The sequence below is a fragment of the Thermomicrobiales bacterium genome (genome assembly GCA_037045155.1).
Taxonomy (GTDB): domain Bacteria; phylum Chloroflexota; class Chloroflexia; order Thermomicrobiales; family CFX8; genus JAMLIA01.
The window spans coordinates 1,026,979-1,048,206 of record JBAOIG010000005.1 but is presented as its reverse complement, the minus strand read 5'-3'; the positions used below and the strand labels follow the sequence as shown (position 1 = coordinate 1,048,206).

Genomic DNA, 21,228 nt, shown 5'->3' with positions numbered 1-21,228 from the left:
CCTTCGTGCCACGGAAGCCAGTCCGATCGCGCCGCTATTGCGCTGCGCAAGCGGGATGCAGCATAGCATCCATCGGAGACTCAGGAGCGCACGACATTACGGGCAACGAAGAGGACGTTGGCCGGCCGCTCGGCCAGGCGGCGCATGAAGTACGGATACCAGCTTGTGCCAAACGGCACATACACTCGCATGTTGTAGCCATCGTCGGCAAGTTGCTGCTGAAGATCCCGTCGGACTCCGTAGAGCATCTGGAACTCAAAGCGCTCCTTGCCGATCCCCATCCGCCCGGCATAGCCACGCGCCACCCGCAGAATGGATTCATCATGGGTGGCAATCGCAGGGTAGTTACCGGTCTCGAGCAGCCGCTCGAGGTGGCGGCGATAGGCTGCGTCCACATCGCCCTTGAGTGGAAACGCGACTGTCTCCGGCTCGTTATACGCGCCTTTGACCAGACGCACGCGAGCACGCCGCTCGATCATCTCATCAACGTCGCGCTCGGTCCGATACAGCATTGCCTGGAGCACGATTCCGACATGCTCCGGATGGAGATCGTGAATCCGACGGAAGAGCGCGAGCGTCTGCTCGGTATAGGCCGAACCCTCCATGTCAACCCGGACGAAACCGCCCAGATCGGCGGCTCGGCCGACGATCGTTTGCAGCCGTTCCCAGGTTGCCCCCTCGTCGAGATCGAGCCCGATCATCGTCAGCTTGATCGAGATATTCGGATCGAACCCACTCTCCCGCAATCGACCGATAATCTGGACGTATGCGTCGGCGGCAGCCTGGGCATCGGCCGCGCTGGAGACGTTCTCACCAAGCAGGTCAAGCGTCGTATGCTGACCGTGGGAATGGATATCACGGACGCGACCCAGCGCCTCATCGAGGTTCTCACCGGCCACGAATCGGTCGATCAGCGATCGGGTAACCCGGCAGCCGCGGACCATCTTCTCCGATTGCTGGTTGCCCGCGAGCCACATCAACGTCGAGCGCAACATGCCCACCTCCACCGATCCACATCACATGGGTTTCGTCTGAAGTGTAACGCAGTCAGTCGCGCCTCCCGACCGGCGGAAGATGGATAGAATCACTACGATGACCCTTGAACGGATGCTGGAGTAACGCGCATGTTCGGGTTGACGCCGGAAACGGTGATTCGCGATAGCCTCTACGATCTGATCCCGCTCTCCCACGAGGCGGCGCGGCTGATCGCCACGCCCGAATTCCTCCGTCTCGACGGCATTCAGCAGCTCGGGTTCGTCTCGCGAGTCTGGCCGGGCGCCAGGCACACTCGCTTTGAGCATTCGCTCGGCGTGATGTGCCTGATGCAACAAGCACTGGAGCGACTGAACGAGCGCGGCGCAGGAATCGACGACGAATCCGCCCGCGTCGCGATCGCCGCCGCGCTGCTCCATGACATCGGCCACTATCCCTTCAGCCACGCGATCGAAGAGCTGGGCGCACCGATCGCCAGCCATGAACAAGTCGGCAGCCAGATCGTCGTCGAGAGCGAGATCGCCGGGATATTGCGCGCTGACTGGCGCGTCGATCCGGCACGAGTCGCCCGGCTGATCAGCCCCGGCGGCAAGGATCTACCGGCTGAGGACCGGATGGTGCGCGGGCTGCTGAGCGGCGCGCTGGACGTGGACAAGCTCGACTATCTGCCGCGCGATGCTCGCGCCTGTCACGTCCCCTACGGCGGCGTCGATACGACCCGGCTGCTGGGCGCGCTGCGGGTGATCGAGGTAGAAGGTCGGCGCACGATCGGGATCGACGCGAAAGGCATCTCGCCGCTCCACTCGCTGATCAACGCTCGCCAGGAGATGTTCGACAACGTCTACTGGCACCACACTAACCGCGCCTGTATGGCGATGCTGCTACGGGCCGTTCAGGAGGCGGTCCTCGCCGGGCTGCCGCCCGAGCAGCTAACGCGCCACGACGACGCCTCGCTGTTGGCAGCGCTAGCCGCCCCGGAGCTGCCGGCCACCACGCGCCGGCTCGTCGGCGCGCTAGCGGGCAGGAGGCTGCACAAACGAGCCGTCGAGATCAGCTCGCGGGCAGGCGAGCTGTTCGTCTACCTCGGCACGCTCTTCGACCATCCTGGCCGACGCCGGGCTCTCGAAAACGTCATGGTCAGTCAGTTACGACACATCACCGGCCGGCCGGTTGAGCAAGGCGATATTCTAGTCGACATTCCCAAGCCCGAACGCTGGCGAACCGATGTCTGGGTGCGCTTCGACAACCCGCCGGTTGGCTTCGCGCCACTGATGCCGTGGCACGATGTCGCCGGCGCGTCACCGGAGCAGCTCAAGGCGTACGAAGATCACCGGCGGCTTATCCGCATCGTCTGCGCCGAGCAGCATCGAGCCGATGTCCGGCAGCACTGGCAGCGGCTCTTGCTGCCGCTGCTGTCGGCCACGCCCACGGGGAGGGCGGATCGATGACGACCATTCGCTCTATCGTCGCGCAGATGAAGGTTGGCGTCGCGGCCACGCTCGTCGCGCTGGCGATCGGGGTGGTGATTCAGATGGTGTGGGGTCCACTCTTCGGGCGCTACGGCTGGGACATCATCGCGGCCGGGATCATGATCATCGCCGCGGTCGGCATCGCGATGCTCGAAGAGTTCGCCCGCCCCCAGAACCCCTACCGCCACCTCGACCCGCGCTTCAGCTACCTCGACGCTGCCCCGACCGGCTCGATGGCGAGTGGCGGCAGCGGCTGGCTCTGGAACGCTGCGCCGCTCGTGTTCGTCGCGGTACTGATCGGGCTCGCGCACCTGCTGGGGTGAGGCGAGGTAGTCTCACTCCTCCCAGGCCACGCCCGGATCCAGCGGCCAGACTGGCCGGCGAACGCGCTGGAACGGGTAACGCAGGACGTTGGGGTTGGCCGCCCCGGGAGCATCGACTTCGATGATCTGCTCGGCGATCGGCTCGAAGTCGGCGCGGAAGTGGCCACGCGACTTCACGACCAGCAGCGGTTCCTCCTCCGGCACGACCCCGACCATCTTGAAGTAGCCTCGATCATTCGCCGCATGACGGATCGAAGTGACGACGAGCTTGAACCCATTCACCTCAATACACGCGCTCGGCCCGGAAGCTACTGTCTGTCCTCGCACGACCGGCCCGTGGCCGACGAAGAAGCCGTCGCTCAGCCGCGTCACCCGACCGCGCACCTCAAGCGGCTGGCCGTGCTCGGGCGGACCCACCTTCCCGCCGATCCGGAAATCGCGCTCGGCGCCGATCCCGGCCTCGATCGCCTGCTGGACCGCCTCGGGATCGAAGATTGCCGCCGCAGCGCCCGGCACGCGACGCGCGAGGATCACTCGCAACAGCTCGGTCGTGTCGCCGCTGCCGCCACCGCCCGGATTATCGGCAACGTCCGCCAGCACGACCGGCCTCTCGGCCCCGGCCGAGATGATCGCCAACGCCTGGTCGAGCGCCTCCTCGGGGGTCGGGATCGACTTGAGAAACTCCTCGCGCATCTCCCAGGCGGCCCGGCCCAGGCTATCGGCGCAGCGCTGGCCGAGCGCCGGATCGGTCGCGGTAACCACCATCGCGGCGCCAACCTGATCGAAGTCGGCGTAGGCGAAGCCACCGAAGACGGCGGTCGTCACGATGCCCGGGTGCGCCTCCCAGTCGATGCCACGCTCGATCAGGTCGCGCATCGGCCCCTCGGCGGTGCGCATATTGATCGTCGGCGGGATCATCGGCGGCTTGGAGATGTAGACTGCCGGCCGCACGAGGGCGCCATCGAGGATCTGCTGCAGGCAGCGTGCCGCCTCGATCCCGCGCTCGTAGGCATCGATGTGCGGATTCGTTCGGTAGACGTAAACGGCGTTCACGACCCGGCACATTGCCTCGGTGATGTTGCCGTGCAGGTCGAGCTCAACGACGATCGGGACGTCGCCGCCGACCACCTCGCGCACCGCCGCGCAGAGGTCCCCCTCGGCGTCCGGCGCGTTCTCGGCCAACATCGCGCCGTGGAGATAGAGCAGGACGCCATCGACATCGCCGGCGTGTCGGACTCGATCGATCAGCCTGCGCTTCAGCTCATCGTATGCTGCCGCCGGGACGTTGCCACTCGGCGTCGCGTGCCCGCTGACTGTCCCGATCAGATCCCAGCCGGCCGCATCGGCAACATCGATGAAGCCACCCAGGCCGGTGAACGTGCCTCGGTGATCCTCGATCACCTCAATCCCGTTCACCAAATCGTCGCGCCCGGTGTGGAATGAGGCGAAGGTTGTCCCCACCGGCGAAAATGAGTTCGTCTCGTGCATGATCGAACCGATGACAACACGATGTGCCAACTGCTCCCCCTCTCGACACTCGCCCTGCGGAGCGCGCAACCACGGCCATGCTACCCGCTCGTAGCCAAACGCAACAGCGCCACGCGACTCGGTCGTGTGGCGCTATTCAGGGGGCCAGATTGACGGGCGGGCTAGTGCGTCAGTGGCGTGCGCCAGTGACTCCTGGGATTCTCGGGTGTCTGCGACGCCGCCCGCTCGATGGCGCGACGGGCATCATCCGGCGCGAGGCCTCGCAGGGTCGTGACATAATCAATGTTGTTGGCGTAGAGGGCGATATCGTACGCGAACGCCTCGATCGCCTCGGTATTGCGCCAGAACTGATAGAGATTCGGCAGCCAGTCGAACCCGGTCGCCTCAATACGGAAGAGCGCGACCCCTTGCCCACGAAGATAGGCGAGCGGTTCGGAGAAATAGACCTTCGCGCTGCCGGTGCTCTCGATCGCCGCCACAATCCCGTCGTGATGGCGGGGCGTCGAACGGAGAGTGAAAACCAAGGCGCCCGGAGTCTCGGGTCCGACTCGCCGCGGCTCGTACGGCGCGGATGTCACACTGCGCTTGAACAAGGCCATAGGCTAACTGACCCACCCTCCATTGCTAACCCGAGGCTCGCCATCCGCGATGCTGCGAGATAGCAGGATTGTACGCGATCCAGCCGGGCTCTTCAGCCGATCGGCCCGACCAGCCTGCCGATCGAAGCCATGCGAACACGGGGCCGTGGCGATACGCTGGTGACCTTCGTTGGCTAGACTATACAGGAAACGACCTTACCTATCTTGACAAGGGAGATAACCCGGGCATGCCAGAGTCCAGCGCGATCGGGACGACAGCCGAGCAGATCCACGAGATGCGAGAGCAGCACATCGGCCGGCTACTCCTGCGCGCGCAGCGCGCCGTCAACGCGCGCGCGATCGCGCGACTCCACGAGCGTGGACATCACGGACTGACATTGACGCACACGTCGCTACTGCCATATCTCGATCTGGAAGGGACCCGGATCACGACGCTGGCGGAGCGGGCCGGCATGACGAAGCAGGGGATGGGGCAGCTGGTTCGCGACATGGAACGGCAGGGCTATGTTCGTCGCGACGTCGACCCGGCGGACGCACGGGCGGTGCTCGTCCGCTTCACAGACGTTGGCTGGCAGTTCCTCGGGGATGCTCGCGCCGTCAGGCAGGAGATCGAGGCGGAATACGCGGACATCCTCGGTCGCGATCAGCTCGAGGCGCTTCGCAAAACACTACAGGTGATAATCCAGATGGACGATGGTGGTTCTCAGGGGGAGTAAGCGCTGGCCAGAAAACTGCGGGCTGATGCTAGAATCGACCGATAGGGACTGCTATCACCGCACATCTCCAGACAATACAGGGAGCGAAGGAGGAGCAATGACCACGACGAAGCCGAAGGGTCTCGACTGGGAAACGACAAACCGCGTCCTCTCCGAAGAACGCGTCTTCGAGCCGAGCGAGGACGTTGTCGAGAGCGCCAACATTACAGCCTATATCCGCTCAAAAGGCTTCTCCAGCTACGACGAGCTCCATGCATGGTCGGTCGAGCACTCCGAGGAGTTCTGGGGTGAGATGGCGGAGGAGCTGGACTGGTTCAAGCCGTGGGATAAGGTGCTGGACTGGCAAGTGCCACATGCCAAGTGGTTCGTTGGCGGTGAGACCAATATCGTCTACAACGCACTCGATCGCCATATGAGCACCCCTACCCGCAACAAGGTCGCCTTCTACTGGGAAGGCGAGGACGGGGCGACACGGACGATTTCCTACAGCGATCTCTACCACGAGGTCTGCCGCTTCGCTGGCGCGCTGAAGAGCATGGGCATCAAAGAGGGCGATCGCATCGTCATCTACATGCCACGCATCCCCGAGCAAATCGTCGCGATGGTCGCCGCCGCCCGCATCGGTGTGGTCCACTCAGTCGTCTACTCCGGCTTCTCCGCCCAGGCTCTGCGCGACAGAATCCAGGATGCCGAGGCGAAGGCAGTGATCACCGCCGATGGCTACTTCTATCGCGGCAAGATGGTCGGGCTGAAGAGTATCGTCGACGACGCGGTCCGCCAGTGTCCGACGATCAAGCGTGTCGTCAACGTCAAGCGGGCCAACAACGAGGTCAAGTGGTATCCCAACCGTGACGTCTGGTATCACGAGGTCATGGCGCTCGCGACCCCCGATACCGAGATCGCGCACCTCGACGCCGAAGCGCCGCTCTACATGCTGTACACCTCGGGCACGACCGGCAAGCCGAAGGGCATCGTTCACGTTCACGGCGGCTATATGGTCGGCGTCTACGCGACGATGAAATATGTGTTCGACATGCGCCCCGACGATGTCTACTGGTGCTCCGCCGATCCGGGCTGGGTGACTGGACATTCGTACATTGTCTATGGCCCGATGATCGCAGGGGCAACGAGCGTCTTCTACGAAGGAGCTATCGACTATCCCGATCCGGGCCGCATCTGGCGAACGATCGAGCGCTACGGTGTGACGATCTTCTATACATCGCCAACCGCCATCCGCGCGCTGATGCGCTTCGGCGACCAGTGGCCGGCCGAATCCGACCTCTCGACCGTCCGGCTGCTCGGCACCGTTGGCGAGCCGATCAATCCCGAGGCGTGGATCTGGTATCGCAAGATTGCCGGCAACCGCCAGCCGGTCATCGACACCTGGTGGCAGACCGAGACCGGCATGCAGATGATCACGCCGACGCCGATCACTCCGCTCAAGCCCGGCTCAGCGACCAAGGAGTTTCTGGGCGTAAAGGCGAGCGTTGTCGACAAGAACGGCAAAGAGGTCGGGGTTGACGAGGGCGGCTACCTCGTGATCCACAACCCATGGCCGGCGATGATGCGAACCATCTTCCGCGATCCGGGACGCTACGAGTCCTACTGGAACACGATCCCGGGCGTCTACTTTGCTGGCGACGCAGCCCACCGCGATGCGGATGGCTACTTCTGGATCCAGGGTCGCGTCGACGACGTGATCAAGAAGTCGGGCTATCGCCTCGGCTCAATGGAGATCGAGAGCGCGCTGGTCAGCCACCCGGCTGTCGCAGAAGCGGCCGTCATCGGCAAGCCTGACGAGATCAAGGGCGAGGCGATCAAGGCGTTCGTCATCCTCAAGACCGGCTACGAGCCAAGCGAGCACCTGCTCAACGATCTGCGCCTGCACGTCCGGGTGAACGTTGGCCCGATCGCCGTGCCCGAGGAGCTGGAGTTCGTGACCTCGCTGCCAAAGACCCGCTCGGGCAAGATCATGCGCCGCTTCCTGAAGGCCCAGGAGTTAGGCCAGGAGGTCGGCGACATCAGCACGCTCGAAGAGTAGGCCGGGGGCGGCCGGCCTGTCCGGTACAATTCCAGATCAGGTCGCGGGGGCGTCTGTGGCGCCCCCGCTTCGAGTCCGTAGCCCGGGAGAACGAAGGCGGTACGTCCGACATGGCCCGATCCAGAATCTACCTCAAGACACCGGAGCAGATCGCGCTGATGCGTGAGGCAGGGCGTGTCGTCGCCGAGATCCTCGACCTGATGGAAGAGATGATCGTGCCGGGAGTAACGACGGGCCAACTCGACCGGATTGCAGACGAATACATCCGCGGCAAGGGTGGCGTGCCGTCGTTCAAGGGCTACCATGGCTTCAGCGGATCAGTCTGTTCCTCAGTCAATGATGTCGTTGTGCACGGTATCCCGGGTGACCGTGTCTTGCTGAATGGAGATATCATCGCCCTCGATGTCGGCGTTATTCTCCGCGGCTGGCACGGCGATGCTGCCCGCACGTACGCCGTCGGGACGATAGACGCCGAATCGCAGCGATTGATGGATGTCTGTCTGGAGTCGCTGAACGTCGGGATCGCCACGGCACAGCCAGGTCGGCGGCTCACCGACATCTCCTGGGAAATCGAACAGGTGGTAAACGCAGCCGGGTTCAAGGTCGTTCACGACCTCTTCGGTCACGGCATCGGCCGCGAGATGCACGAGGCGCCGTCGCTGCCGCATTACGGCCCGGCCGGCCAGGGGCCGGAGCTTCGCGCCGGCATGGTCTTCACGATCGAGCCGATGATCGTAGCCGGATCACGCGCGGTCCACACGCTATCCGATGGATGGACGATCGTGACCGACGATCACTCGCGCTCTGCGCAATATGAGCACACCATCGTCATCACCACCGCCGGCCCGGAGATTCTGACGGCGCTGTAGGCGGATACCCGTCACACTAGCGATGCTTGCCACGACCGAACATCGCAACGAAGCCGTCGATCAACGCCTGCTCATCTGCCGCCGATAGCCGTGACGCGCGGTGTGTCAACAGATAGTAGCCGGGAGGCATATCGCCGTCCTCGATCGATTCGACTACCTCGTCGGTTTCCTGCTTTCGATCCCATTCTGAAAAGTTCCAGCTTTCGCCGTCCCTCATCGACGTGGTTCTGCACCAGCCATGAGATCGGCGCAACATTTGAGTACCAAGGCCAGACGACCTCATTACTGTGACAATCAAAGCATGCGACCTGCGAAAGCTCGCGTGTGCGGGGACTGTCCCAGGCGGGCTCAGCGGTGATCGCCGGGTTGCTATGGTCACGTCCGTAGGGGACGAGCTGAATCGCGAGAAGCAGCACGACGAAGCCGATCGCCGTCCAACGAAATACTCTCGCCCATCTTACCCGCCGCATCTCGTGCCTCCCCTACGATGACGAGGGCCGCCCCGCGTCCACGATCTCCGGGCTCCGGATTCAGTCTGAGATCCTCATCGGCGCGGGTCAACTCCCCTGGTGGCGACTGTAACGAGGCTGACACGCGCCAGAGCTGCGCCGTCACGACTCTGTCACGCAACAAGACAAGGATCTTCACACCGTGCGTCGGGGGAGCCGTCCGACCGGAGCCTCGCGCCGAACGACACGATCTGTCCGGGGCGAAGCCCACCCAGATCGGAGCGCCGGAGGTGGATGACAGCTCCGCTTTTGCGTCTGGCCTCTGGTCGTAGAATAATCGCCCGGCGCGCCGCCTTTGGCAGCGGTGTGTCAGCACCCTCACAATATCGTGGGGACAATAGCGGCGTGGACAGCCGGAATCGAGGAGATCACAATGCAACGTTGGGAATATCGGGTCTTCCACCGCCAACGCACCATCACGCTGGGTGAAATCACCGGCGGCTGGGATGAAAACGTCGTTGGCATGTTGCCAGAGTTGGGCGCTACGGGCTGGGAGCTGGTGACCGTGCTGCCACGCTCAAGTAGTGGCGGAGCGACGAACGCGGGGATGACAACCGACGAATTGTGGATCTTCAAGCGACAGAAGGACGACGGCGCGAACGCGACCACAGCGTAGCGCTGGTATCCATCGCTCGGGTCGACCATGGCGCATGAATCATCCGTTCCGTATCAGCGGGCCCACCCCCCGATGGCAGCAGCAGAGGTCGCGAAACAGAGTGACCGGCATCATGCTCGCTGGCGACCTGCTGCCCCCCACTAGCCGCGAACGGACGCGGGCAGGATCCTGCGACACATCCGCGAAAGATGCTTGCAGGATCTGACTTTGTCCGCTAGGATGTTTGCAGTGCCCGACTTCTATCGCACCGCGACGCTCCCGCTCCCCCGGGGTCGTCTGCGCACCTTGTTTTTGGTGGAGTAATCTCGTGTCGCGACGCACACGTTGTAATAAGCGTGGATGTGCGTTGCTCGGTGATAGACGCGATCGCTCTGCCGACCCTCGTCCAGACGCCGGATGTGAGCATCCATGGTGTCTGTAAGCCAATGCCGGAGGCGCCTGTGTTGACGTTGACTCGTGTCGGGCAGACCCCGCTATTCGCGGAGCAGCCTGTAGACCCGACAAGCCACGGAAGTGTCGGGTTCCTGGTGCCCGATCGAACCCCCCACATACCCAGCCAGCTCACCATTCAGGACGTCTGGAGATGGGGAATCAACTCTAGCGGCGCCGGATGGTGCCTGTTTACTGCGCCGGGGCAATCGATCCCGACCGATACCGCCGGGGCTACGGCGCTGATCCGCGAACTCCGAACTCGTCTACCCAGCAGCGCAACCAAAGCCAACGTGGGCTTTGTCTGGCTTGATGGAAACCTCCGACAGCCGGCAACGCTCGTCGTCCAGCGGCTGGATCTCCTGGCAGCCAACCCGTCACGTCGCCAGCCCAACCCGATTACGCCAGCCTATGAGCAGAAGTTCACGTTCAAGCAGTTCACCATCGCGGTGGCCGGAGGGTCCGAGGTTCAGGTGAAGTCGGACTGGTCCGGCGTTGAGATCCTGCTCAAGCCTCGCGCAACCGCCGTCGAGCTTCGCATACCCGTCGCGCCACAACGCTACGCCGCGGTTTCGACAGCATTCATTCCGTTCGGAGGTGAGCTGCGCGGCGCCATGCAGTTCACGCTGGAGCCACTCACGACGGCCAAGTTCGGCTACGGGGCGATCGACGCGTCGCTCTACTATTACCTCAGGCCGGCCGCCGGCTCGACCAACCCTCGCGCGTTGCGCTATCCGCTGATCGACAAACCTCGCGTCAATGGCCCGCTGAGCTTCGAGGCTACGTTCTTTCCGACATACCAACTCTCATCGTTCTTCCGCGTCCCACCACAGTCCAATGGCCAGCCGACACCGGTGCCGTCGTACTTCCGCACGACGGCAGGCTTTCCTGTTGATCTGCTAGCGAACGTCCAGGCAAAAGGGCGCTTCTATCTCCGTCCGCGGCTGAACCTCAATCGTGAGATCACCGATCTGCCCGAGATCTATCATCTGACGCCGGGTGGCGGCTTTGAGATCGCCGCGAGTGGACCGCGTGACGAGCACGGCATGCTCACGCTTCTGGCGGGCGCATCTGGCACCGAGTACTTCCGGCTCCGGCCACGCAACGGTTCGGCCGGCGACCTTCTACGATTCGAGCTCGATCGCAACGCCTACGCCGTGACATTTGGCGATCTCAACGTCGGCGGCAGCGCGCTGTTGTCACCCGACTACAAGACATCGTGGGCAACGGTTGCCGGGGTAAGCGCCCCGACCGAGCGCTACTACTTCGCACAACCGCCTGAGGCGCCGCTGTATCAGGCAAATGGCATCTTCACCGGAACCGAATACCTCGACTTCAGCGAGGTCTCGATTGCGACGGTCAAGACGGCCTTCCCGATGACTCCGGTAGCCGGGGTGAATATCGAACCATACGCGGCAGGGATCGATGTCGACACCTACGAGCTATTCGAGCGAGACGTCCTCGTGCCGACACGTGACGAGACCATCAAACGCTCCTCGACAATGGCGCTGGCGGCCAGCCCGGCTCGTTCCGTCCGCAGACTCCTGGCAACCGGCGTCGGCAACGAGAAGCGCACGACGCCTCAGGGGCTGGTCGTCGATGTCGACATCGCGTCAAGCCGCTACACTCGGCTGTTGCTCGGCAAGATGGACGATACCGAGCTTGCGATCGACTCGCCGACCGTTGCGCTCCAACAGGCGCTTGCCGCCAACAAGCTCTTCCTCGTCGTCTCCCATCGCGACACGCTTAGCGACGACACCGACGCGGGATTCTCCTCGAACTCAGTGGCGATCAGCGGCTGGAGCTTCATCGCTGACATTCCGCTGAAGGCGGAAAACGTCGTACGCAGCATCATGGTGATGAAGTTCGCCGATGGGACGTCGCTGGCCAACATGGTCGCCGACACGAGTCAGTGGCGGGACCCGGACAACTTCACCGATGCCGCGCCAATCTCGGCGAGACTCCAGAGTATCATCGCCGATGTCCGAGCCAAGGCTGCGGCAGCCGGCGGTAGCAGCGCCAGCGCCGATACCGATGCCGACGTCGCCCGCTATTACAAGACGTTCCTGGATACCGTCATCGACGCGCCAAACTGGGCCGGCATCGTCGTCTTTGACGCGGCGCTTGGAAACCCCAACGACATGCCACGAGAGATCCGCGGGCTGCTGCCAGGGATGGTCGTGACCAGGACCACGGCCGGCGTCGGCGGGAACAGCTACAGCGCCGCGACGAACCGGATGGACCCATCGTTCAAGGCACACCATCTGCGGATCGACATCGCGCACGTCAAGCAAGGTAGCGACAACTCGATCGAGGGTATCGAGAACAGCTCGATGTCGGCGCTGGTCGACTACACCAATCAGAATAGCCCAGTGACCGGCGTCTCCCGTTGGACAGACAATTCCAAGTCCGCAATCGAAGTGGATGCGATAGCCAACATCAGCGACTTCTCGTATCGCGTGAAGTTCATGCGCATCGTCTTCGAGAATTCGTACATCAAGAACTTCATCAGCGACGTTACCCTGCGCTTCCACCGGCTATTCAAGGAAACACCTGCGATCGTCGATCTGCCCGACGGCACGAAGTCGATCAACGTGATCGACCTGTCGGGCTCGCTCCAGCAGATCGACGGAATCCCGACCTATGTCTTCCGCTTCGGATGTGTTGACCCGCTGAAGAACAACTTCATTGTCTGCGCGGAAAAGGGCCTCGACAAGACCAGGGCAATCGTCAGGTTCCCAGACGTGAGCCCCGTCATCACCGAGATCGAATCCACCCGCGTTGACTACAACATGCTCCAGATCGGCATGAACGTCGGCGACTCCAACATCGCAGAGTTCGTCCTGGCCGGGTTTCTGGCGACTCGCGATCTCGGCGGACGTGACTTCTTCTCCTATGACCGCGTCGGCTTCGGCAAGCTCAGCCTCGCGCTGAACTACAACACGCTTGCGGAAGACAAGATGACCGATGATATCGCCAGACCAGAGGAGATGGGCAACCCGTTCTGGATCTTCTCGCCAAATACGATGCGGTTCGACACGGTGCGGGGGAAGGCGCGTGATGACAGCATCGTCAAGAAGGCGCCGCTAACCGTCAAGGGGATCGCGGAGTCCGTCAGCACCTTCTCGGCGGCCGACGCTGGCGTCTTCCCCATTCCGAATCTCGTGCCGATGTCGAAAGCGATGATCCCCTATCAGCCGGCCAGCACATCGCACGCCGCCGACCCAAGCCCTGTCACCTACATCATCTCGTACAACATCAGCACGGCGGGGGTTGGGCTCAACGTCTCTCCCGGCAGCTTGATCGATATAACCGTCCATACCGGCTGGAAAGAGGGCACCTGGGTCGAGTCTGGCGAGGGTGTGTTCTACACGGCGCTCCAGTGGGGGACGCCGCTGGCTGGCCTTGATATCGGCAAGAAGGGCATGTTCAAGGCCGAGCTCAAGGACTTCGGTTTCGGAGAGGTGCCGACATCGAGCAACGATCGGCTCTTCTTCATCTACGTCAACTCGCTGTCACTCACGATCATGCGCTGGACCGCGAAAGTGTCGCTGATGCTGTTCGCCCCGGTCCCCGGCGATGAGGGATTCGGCGGCGCATTCGGCGATGGCGGAAAGAACATCTCGGCATGGTTCGCGTCGTTTTCGGCCACCAAGGGCAGCAGCGGCACATCAAGCGTCGACATACTGCCCGCGCCGATCGTCTCGCCGGCAAAGCCGGGGGATCCAGTCATTGTGCTGGCCAACGCCGCGCTTCGGGTGTTGGTCACACGGAATCCGAAGAACCTGCCGACGCACTTCCAGCTGGTGGCGCATGGCTACGTGCAGAACACAGGCGGTATCGGCGCCAGCACGACGATCAACGTCAGGGCAAGACTGTTCGATGGCGGCGTGATTCGCTCAACGACAACGGCGCGGTCCATCGATGTCTCCTTCCCGCAGGGGTCGTTCAAAGGGTCAGAGAAGTTCGAGATCTTCTTCGCGCAGGAGCCATGGCCGAGCAGCGATGAGACATACACGGCCGACGTGCGCATTAGCGGCAATTTCATTGCCGACTCCCGAAGCAAGACCATCCATCTGACCAATACCATCAGCTTGCGCAGCGACGAGGGCAAGCCAGGCCGATCCGGCTCGCCAATCATCGAAATCGACTATGTGGCGATCGGGCGCGGCATCCGGCTGCGACGCGGCACGGCCGATGGCGGAGACCCCAATCTGAATGTTCGCCCCGAGGTTCGCACCGTCGGTGACGCGCTGGCGCTGATGCAGCAGATGCTGCCCGACGGGCAATCCGGCCCCGACCTGTATGACGTGCTGCGCGATATCTACGCGCCGTCAGCCGGGATGATGGTCGGCATCGACATTACGATCATGGGTTGGCTTCGGTTCGCCGTGATCGCCAACACGGCCGACGAGATCTACGGTGGTCTCATCGAGATCAAGAATGCCGACAAGCTGCCCCCATTTGCACAGAAGCTCGCCGGGTTGCGGATCGAGATCCTCTATCGCCGCCTATGGGACGACAGCGACCTCGGCGTCTACGAGGGCACCCTGATCCTGCCCGAGGTCCTGCGGTACTGGGACGTCGGTGGGTTTTCGATCACAGTGCCTGTCATCAGCCTGGCGATCTACACCGACGGCGGCTTCATGCTGGATCTCGGGTTTCCGAGCGGCAGCTTTGCCACCGGCTACGACTTCTCGCGATCGTTCGCCATCCAGGGTTTCATTGGGCCGTTCCCGGTGATGGGCGCGGTCGGGCTATACTTCGGGCGGCTTAGCGCCGATGCCGAGTACACGATCCCCGATCTCGACACAATGTTTGGCGTGTGGAACTCGGTATGGAAGTTCGGATTCGCCGCGAAGCTGGGCTTCGGCAAGGCGTACAAGCGCGGTCCGCTCTCATTTGAGTTCTCCCTGACGGCACAGCTCGTCTTCCAGGGAGTCGCGGCCGCGATCGACCGGGTTGGTTCAACCAGCAACTCCGGGAAGCCTGCGCCGGCCGACTACCTGATGCTCGAGGCCAGTTTCGGCCTCGTTCTGCTGGCAATGGGCAAGTTCGAGGTCCGAAAGGCGGGCTTTGGCCTGTCTGCATCACTGAACATCAAGGCGAGCCTGGGCCTCCAGTTCCGCTACATGACGGCCGTCGATATCCGCATCCAGCTGAGTGTCACGCTGGAGGCAGAATTGACGGTTGAGCTCCATCTGGTCTTCTTCTCGATCTCGATCAGCTTCAAGTTCGAGTTCAAGTTCCAGCCGACCTTCACGATCAAGAACAACGAGCGCCCAGACTGGCTGGCGCATGCCAGCGGCTACCCTCCGAAGAGTGTCGATCGGGGCGACAACGTCCTGACCGGACAGGCTGCAGGCAATTCTTTCGGACCACACGCCGGCCGGGCACTCGCAGCCACGACCGTCACATGGACCGCGCCGGGCGCAATGTGGGGAGCATCGTTCGATCCAGCGTTTGTCTATTCGGGCGGCGATCTCCGCGCGGGTGGAAAGCTGCCGATCGACCTCGTCTTCGCCACGCCATTCACGATCGATGAGAGCGAGAAGCTCGTCGGCGCGGCCGGGTTTGTCATCTCCGAGCTCCACGGACGATTCCTGCAGGCCGGCATGTTCGCCTGGGCCGCGAAGACCGTCCTCGGCGCCAGCACCACTGGCAGCACAGTGCTGACCGCCAACGACCTGGTGACACTACGCTCAGCCATTGATGGAGAGCGGCAGGAGTTGGAGTATGCGACCCTGCGCGATTTCCTGGACGCGAACTTCGTGTTCACGATCCATCCGCCCACCGATGCGGCGGCGGTGCTGAAGCCAGCCGGATCCAGCCAGACCGTGGCAACGATCTTCCCGATGCGACCGGACTACAAGCTGACGTATGGTGAGACGACCGTCGTCTTCGCCGATCAGACGCTGCGCGACGCTGCCTTCTATGCCAATCTCGACGCCTACCTTCAATCACTGGTACTCCAGGTGGAGCAGCACCTCGGTCTCGGCGACGGGTCGACCGGGTCGAGCACCGTCACAACCAAGCCGCTCGTCACCCACGTCTTCGAGGCCTACTTCGAGCTTCTGCTCGAGGCCGGCGTCGAGAACACCATCGAGGACAAGGCGCCGCGCGCCGAGGATCCCACGACGATCACCGATACATGGTCGTTGGCCCAGATCATCAAGGACATCATCGACCGCGAGCACCCTGCCATCGTCAAGCCCGTCACCGGTCTGGTGTCGCGTCTGATGCTCGGCGGGCATCAGCTGCCGGGCACGTTCAGCGCTGGCGCGCCGCCCAAGCCATCGGGATTCCAGCCACTCTACGCGCTGACCGGGCAGCAGGTCCCGGTCGCCCTGGTGCTTCCGACGGTCGACGAGCCGAAGGACACCGACGTCGTCTGGAAGCTGACGCTCACCGACGCGGGCGGCGCTGCGCTGGCCTCGGCCACCGCCACGCGAGCCGACTACAACATGTTGACGGCACTGCCGGGCGACGTGAAAGACGCGATCGACTTCGGCGCAGGTGAGCCGGTGATCACGCGGATCAAGCCCTACCTCGAACGCAGCCCTGACTACCCGATCGACGAGCGCGTACCGCTCAACAGCAATGGTGGCAGCGCGTTCGGCAACGCGGTGATGCCATTCTCGACACCGCTCCTTGCTCGGCTCGGTGAGTTGGGCACGACAGACCGGCTGGCCTCCACAGTCTCCCGGGTGGTCTATGCCGATGAGTTTTCCAATGACATCATCAGCCGAACCGATCTGACGACCGGGCAGTATGACTGGGTGTTGATCGTGCCATTCACGGCTGGCAGGGTCGAAGCGCCACTCGTGTCGGGCTCAGCCGGCAATGGATCGCGGGTCTATCTGAAGGACACCTATACGTTCGGCGGCACTGACGAGCAGACGCGCGGACGAATCGCCGGCCTGATGACCGATCTGATTAACGGCTCGCCATCAATCGCCGGCGTGGACGTTCTGCATTCGACGGCAATCGACGAGGTCGGCGGGTTGGCCGGACTCTCCGATACCGCCCGGATTCTGAAAACGAATCTCTCCACGATCAGCGCCCCCCGCACAGCCCGACGCCTTGCCGGAGTCCAACCACCAGCCGAGAAGTTCTACGGCGACCTGAACGCCGCCGACATCTTCGCCAGCCTGCGCCTGATCTGGGAAGCGAGCATCGTCAATGCCCCCGGGTTCTTCCTGGAATACGACGGCAGCGGCGGCCTTCCGGACGAAGCGTTCGGCACGACTGGCACCGCCAACCTCCTGCTGGTCGTCCGACTCTCGTCCAGCCAGGGACTTCCCGCATACGCGAACGGCATCGTCTACAAGGCCACGCCGGCCAAGCCCGAACGTTTCTACATCAAGGCGACCGACGCCGCCGCGAAGGTGGCAATACCGGTCGGCGCGGCCGGCACGGTCGCGTTCTATGCCGGCCGCGATGTCTCCGACGCCTCAGCAACCGGGATCGTCAGAAGCACCGCAACGTTGTTCAATTTGTTGGCCTATCGCATCAAGGACGCTGGGGCGCACGCCGGCAAGTGGGCAGTCAGCAACGAAAGCTGGTCGATGCCTTTCGGCCCGCTGAAGCTGGACGCAGAACAGGCGCCGGCCAACATCGCCGGCATGCCATGGACGTACGAGGTCGTCGTTCCGTGGACGACATTCCTCACTGGCGGTCGCACGCAGTCGCCGCTGGTGGCCAATACCGGCGCGCGCAGCCCGTATGACCTCGTCGGGGACACGCTCGAGGTCGAGCTCGCCGCGCTCGACACGTTCGGTAACCTGTTCCCGACGAAAACGAGCCAGTCATTCGACGTTCGCTACACCGACGCGTTGATCTCGATCCCGGAGTGGGCCGAGGCGAAGGCGTCGTATCAGGTCAACACCGCCGGTCAGATCGTCATTATCCTCGAGTTCGGAGCCGACAGCTTCACCGACCCGGCAACGGTCGATCGGGCGAGGGCGCTGCGGGCGCAGTACGAAACAATCTGGTTCCAGCTGAAGGACGAGAACACCACCGTCGAGCTGCACACGACGCTACTGAACGGCAACGCCTCGATCGCGCTTGCCAATGGCTCGTCGCTCAATGCGGAACTGCTTGGCTGGGTCGAGGAGGTGCTCGCCTTCCTCAACGCGAAAGTCACAGGCGGGGCAGCGGCTGACCCGAGCATGAAGATCATTACGACCGCCACGATCAGCCGCGCCAGCCGCGACGCCCAGACGGAAAACATCCATCCGCTCACTGTCAGCGTCGTCATGTCTCGCCCGGACAACAAGGTGGACGCCGACGCGACGGCGCGATTGGCCTCGATCGGAGCGGTGACATCGACGATCAAGCCGGACACAAAGGCGGAGCGCGATCTACCGCCACTGCCGGCAGACATGACCGTGCTCTCCGCCGATTCTCTCGTCGGCTTCGCCCAGAAGCTCGAACAGGCGTTCCCAGAGCTCCGCGTGGCAATTGGCGACTCCGACACCAACGATCAGGCGCTCTGGACGATCCGGATGGGCCGCGGTGTGGCGGCCGGCGGCACGGGCATTCACTACTCGATCGACCCCGATGGCCGCTCATACTTCGCCAACGCCCCGCTCTCGACGCGACTGGAGGCAGTCACGATCGCCGACCCGGACGATGCGGCTGCAACGGTCCCGTTCAGCAATATCGACATGGACAAGTTGGGGCGCCGGTTCGTTTCCATCGTGGACGACATGCTCTCCCAGGATCGGGCGGTCGCGCTGCGGCGGGCGGATTCCTCGAAGCTCGCGCGCATTCTGCGGGCCAAGGAGACGCTTGCATCAGGAATTCCGAACGGGATGCTGGCGATCTACCAGGGCGACGACGTCGCCGGCCGTCAGTCTGCGTCACGTGAGGTATTCCGGCAGGCGCTGCTCAAGTCGCTCTCGGCAGCCTACGATGTGGACACAATCATTGCCTGCGACGCAGCAGTCACGAACTCGGAGACGCCGAGCGGGGTCGTGCCGAATCTCTATGGCACAGTCGTCTCACTGGATCCTTCTGATGGCAGCGAACCGCCATTCGTCGTTGGCACGGCGAAGCTCCGGCTCGGCAACGACGCCGCTGGCAACCCGCCGCAGCTGGCGTTCACCTTCTCGACCGATCACGATAGCGAGCGCGCTCAACTGCCCGCAAAGATGGCGTATCAGATCACCTACGTCGAGCACAACATCCAGACGAGCAAGCCCGCCTGGGCGCCGCCGAGCGGTGACTATGAATATCGTTCCTCGTCGTGGCTGAAGCTGATCCTGCCGGACAATACGCGCATCCTGAACGACTCTCGGCTGCCCAACGATCCAACGCCATTGTTCGCCGCTGGCGCCGACACGAACGTCCCAGTCCCGTTGCGGGAGTTCCCGATCACCCCAGCCGTGCTGCGGCAGTTCGGCACGCCCGAGACGGCGGCCGGCGAGTCGGTCACTCTCGACAAGGCTGCCGCGTGGGAATACGAGTATCAGATCGAGCGTCCACGCGCGGCGCAAGACCGCATCTACCTGCAGATTGCGTTCAACAAGAACCAGAGTATGCGCGCGCTCCTCGCCGAGGAGGAGACTCTCCTGCATGCGCTGTGCCGCTTTGACCTGCGGTATTCGCGCCTGGTTGGCGCAGACAAACCGGTTGCGGATCAGACTCAGCCAACGCCTGCCCAACTGCTGGGCCTGGTCGACGCGATTGAGGATGTTGCCGCGAAATGGGGCAGTTGGACACCGAATGTCCCACTCCAGCTGTATGACTGGCAGAAGGACGACTGGGCCTACTATCTGTCGGAGACGGTGGGCTACCCGAACTCGGACGCCCCGGTCGTCACCATCCGACTGAAGCCACTGGCAATCAAGGAGCCGATCGGGGGCAGGCTCTTTGGCGATTTCCCCGAGGTGCGCGTCCCCGACCCGCAGACAAACGGGCCGCAGGAGTTGACGCACTACCCCACTTCTGCCGCGCTCGGAGACCCGGTGACCTACTCGTTCAGCTGGTCGGGCGTGGTGCCCGACAATCAGACGCGGTCGTTCGTCTTCTCGAACCTGAACGTGCTTCGCACCGAGAACGCGCGCGGTCGGATGTGGCTCACGCGCAACGAGAATCTCGGCGAGCTCGAAGGACGGACAACGAACGAGCGATTCGTCTATCGCAGCGGCGCGAGTGAGTTCACCGACCCGTTGCAGCCATACATCGACCGGACCGTTCCCGTCGATATCGCCGCCAGCGTGACGAAGACTTCTGATTCGCTCGTGGGATACCTGACACCGATGTTCAACGAAATCTTCAAGATCGCGATCGACAACGGTTACCCCTGGCCGCTCACCAAGGTCGGTTGTCGCTACGGTCACGACCCGCGAAACGCGGCGTTCCCGGTTCTCGGGCCAGGCGTCGACGATCAGTTCTTCGTCTATCTGCCGGTCATGGATCACGTGCCGTTCCAGCCGTCGAGCGCATCCGCGTTTGCGAACGACGTCGCGGCTGTCATTCGGACCTGGGAGACAGCGATGCAGATTCCCAGCAGCCCGACCAAACGCACGGGCTTCTACGAGTTCGACCTGAGTGTGTTCAGCACGCTTAGCAATTCGATGGGCACGCCGGTGCTACGGCTACGTCGGATGTGGATCAAGCGCTTCGACTGATCGAAAGAGCGAGATCGAAAGAGCGAGATCGAAAGGCGAGACAACTGCGTGGACAACATCATCATCGGCGAAGTCCGGCTCGCCGGATTCGACGGGGTACCGGATGGCTGGGCAGCCTGCGACGGACAGCGGCTCCCGATCGCCGAATATCGAGCTCTCTTCACGGTAATCGGCACGACCTACGGCGGAGATGGGCGCACGACATTCGCGCTGCCCGACCTTCGCGGCCGGGTGGCCATCCACAACGACAGCGCGGGCCTTGCCCTCGGCGCATCTGGCGGCGCCGAGCGTCACGCACTGGCGCTTGCCGAGTTGCCGGCGCACCAGCATGAGCTGCTGCTCGCGCCACCGGCGGCGGACGGAGTCGGTAGCGAGGCAGTCAGCTACCTGACCGATTCCGCAGTAACCGAGATCGGATGGACTGACGCGCATCTCACGGCTGCGAGCGTCGCCGGGCACGACAACATGCAGCCGTATCTCGGCCTGATATTCATGATCGCGCTCGGCAGGTCACAGGCGACGCGGCACTGAGGAGGGAG

At 63.2% G+C, this 21,228-nt stretch carries 12 protein-coding genes; 8 read left to right on the top strand and 4 right to left on the bottom strand.

The window, feature by feature from the left end; translation table 11 throughout:
• Positions 1-80: 80 nt before the first annotated feature.
• Positions 81-995, bottom strand: coding sequence for a proline dehydrogenase family protein (locus V9F06_14910; protein MEI2618898.1), 915 nt, complete (start codon positions 993-995; stop codon positions 81-83).
• A 129-nt stretch (positions 996-1,124) separates the two neighbouring features.
• Here V9F06_14910 and V9F06_14905 point away from each other — a divergent pair, with 129 nt between their 5' ends.
• Positions 1,125-2,441: an HD domain-containing protein gene (locus V9F06_14905; GenBank protein ID MEI2618897.1), complete on the top strand. Its 1,317-nt coding sequence runs from the start codon at positions 1,125-1,127 to the stop codon at positions 2,439-2,441.
• Positions 2,438-2,785, top strand: coding sequence for a hypothetical protein (locus V9F06_14900; GenBank protein ID MEI2618896.1), 348 nt, complete (start codon positions 2,438-2,440; stop codon positions 2,783-2,785). The genes V9F06_14905 and V9F06_14900 overlap by 4 nt, the downstream gene beginning before the upstream one ends.
• Before the next feature lie 12 nt (positions 2,786-2,797).
• Here the strand turns inward: V9F06_14900 and V9F06_14895 are convergent, their stop codons facing one another.
• The gene (locus V9F06_14895; GenBank protein ID MEI2618895.1) at positions 2,798-4,303 is read right to left on the bottom strand and encodes a M81 family metallopeptidase; all 1,506 of its coding nucleotides are present in this window, start codon (positions 4,301-4,303) and stop codon (positions 2,798-2,800) included.
• A gap of 131 nt (positions 4,304-4,434) precedes the next feature.
• Positions 4,435-4,752 carry a hypothetical protein gene (locus V9F06_14890; protein MEI2618894.1) on the bottom strand — a complete coding sequence of 106 codons (318 nt, stop codon included), beginning with the start codon at positions 4,750-4,752 and terminating at the stop codon, positions 4,435-4,437.
• Between the two features lie 347 nt (positions 4,753-5,099).
• On the opposite strand from V9F06_14890, the gene V9F06_14885 reads away from it, so the two are divergent.
• The 3 genes from V9F06_14885 to map all read left to right on the top strand — a co-directional run bounded on the left by V9F06_14885 (position 5,100) and on the right by map (position 8,498).
• Positions 5,100-5,588, top strand: coding sequence for a MarR family winged helix-turn-helix transcriptional regulator (locus V9F06_14885; GenBank protein MEI2618893.1), 489 nt, complete (start codon positions 5,100-5,102; stop codon positions 5,586-5,588).
• Positions 5,589-5,685: 97 nt separating this feature from the next.
• Complete coding sequence (gene acs / locus V9F06_14880) at positions 5,686-7,629, top strand: acetate--CoA ligase (GenBank protein MEI2618892.1); 1,944 nt, start codon at positions 5,686-5,688, stop codon at positions 7,627-7,629.
• A gap of 110 nt (positions 7,630-7,739) precedes the next feature.
• Complete coding sequence (map, locus tag V9F06_14875) at positions 7,740-8,498, top strand: type I methionyl aminopeptidase (protein MEI2618891.1); 759 nt, start codon at positions 7,740-7,742, stop codon at positions 8,496-8,498.
• A gap of 16 nt (positions 8,499-8,514) precedes the next feature.
• Here map and V9F06_14870 read toward each other — a convergent pair whose 3' ends face one another.
• A complete protein-coding gene (locus V9F06_14870; GenBank protein MEI2618890.1) occupies positions 8,515-8,715 on the bottom strand; it encodes a heme-binding domain-containing protein in 201 nt (66 codons plus the stop codon).
• Positions 8,716-9,380: 665 nt separating this feature from the next.
• Between V9F06_14870 and V9F06_14865 the strand changes: the two genes are divergently transcribed.
• The 3 genes from V9F06_14865 to V9F06_14855 all read left to right on the top strand — a co-directional run bounded on the left by V9F06_14865 (position 9,381) and on the right by V9F06_14855 (position 21,220).
• Positions 9,381-9,623, top strand: coding sequence for a hypothetical protein (locus tag V9F06_14865; protein MEI2618889.1), 243 nt, complete (start codon positions 9,381-9,383; stop codon positions 9,621-9,623).
• Positions 9,624-9,976: 353 nt separating this feature from the next.
• The gene (locus V9F06_14860) at positions 9,977-20,689 is read left to right on the top strand and encodes a hypothetical protein (protein ID MEI2618888.1); all 10,713 of its coding nucleotides are present in this window, start codon (positions 9,977-9,979) and stop codon (positions 20,687-20,689) included.
• A 48-nt stretch (positions 20,690-20,737) separates the two neighbouring features.
• Positions 20,738-21,220, top strand: a complete 483-nt coding sequence (locus tag V9F06_14855; GenBank protein ID MEI2618887.1) for a tail fiber protein — start codon at positions 20,738-20,740, stop codon at positions 21,218-21,220.
• Positions 21,221-21,228: the final 8 nt, after the last annotated feature.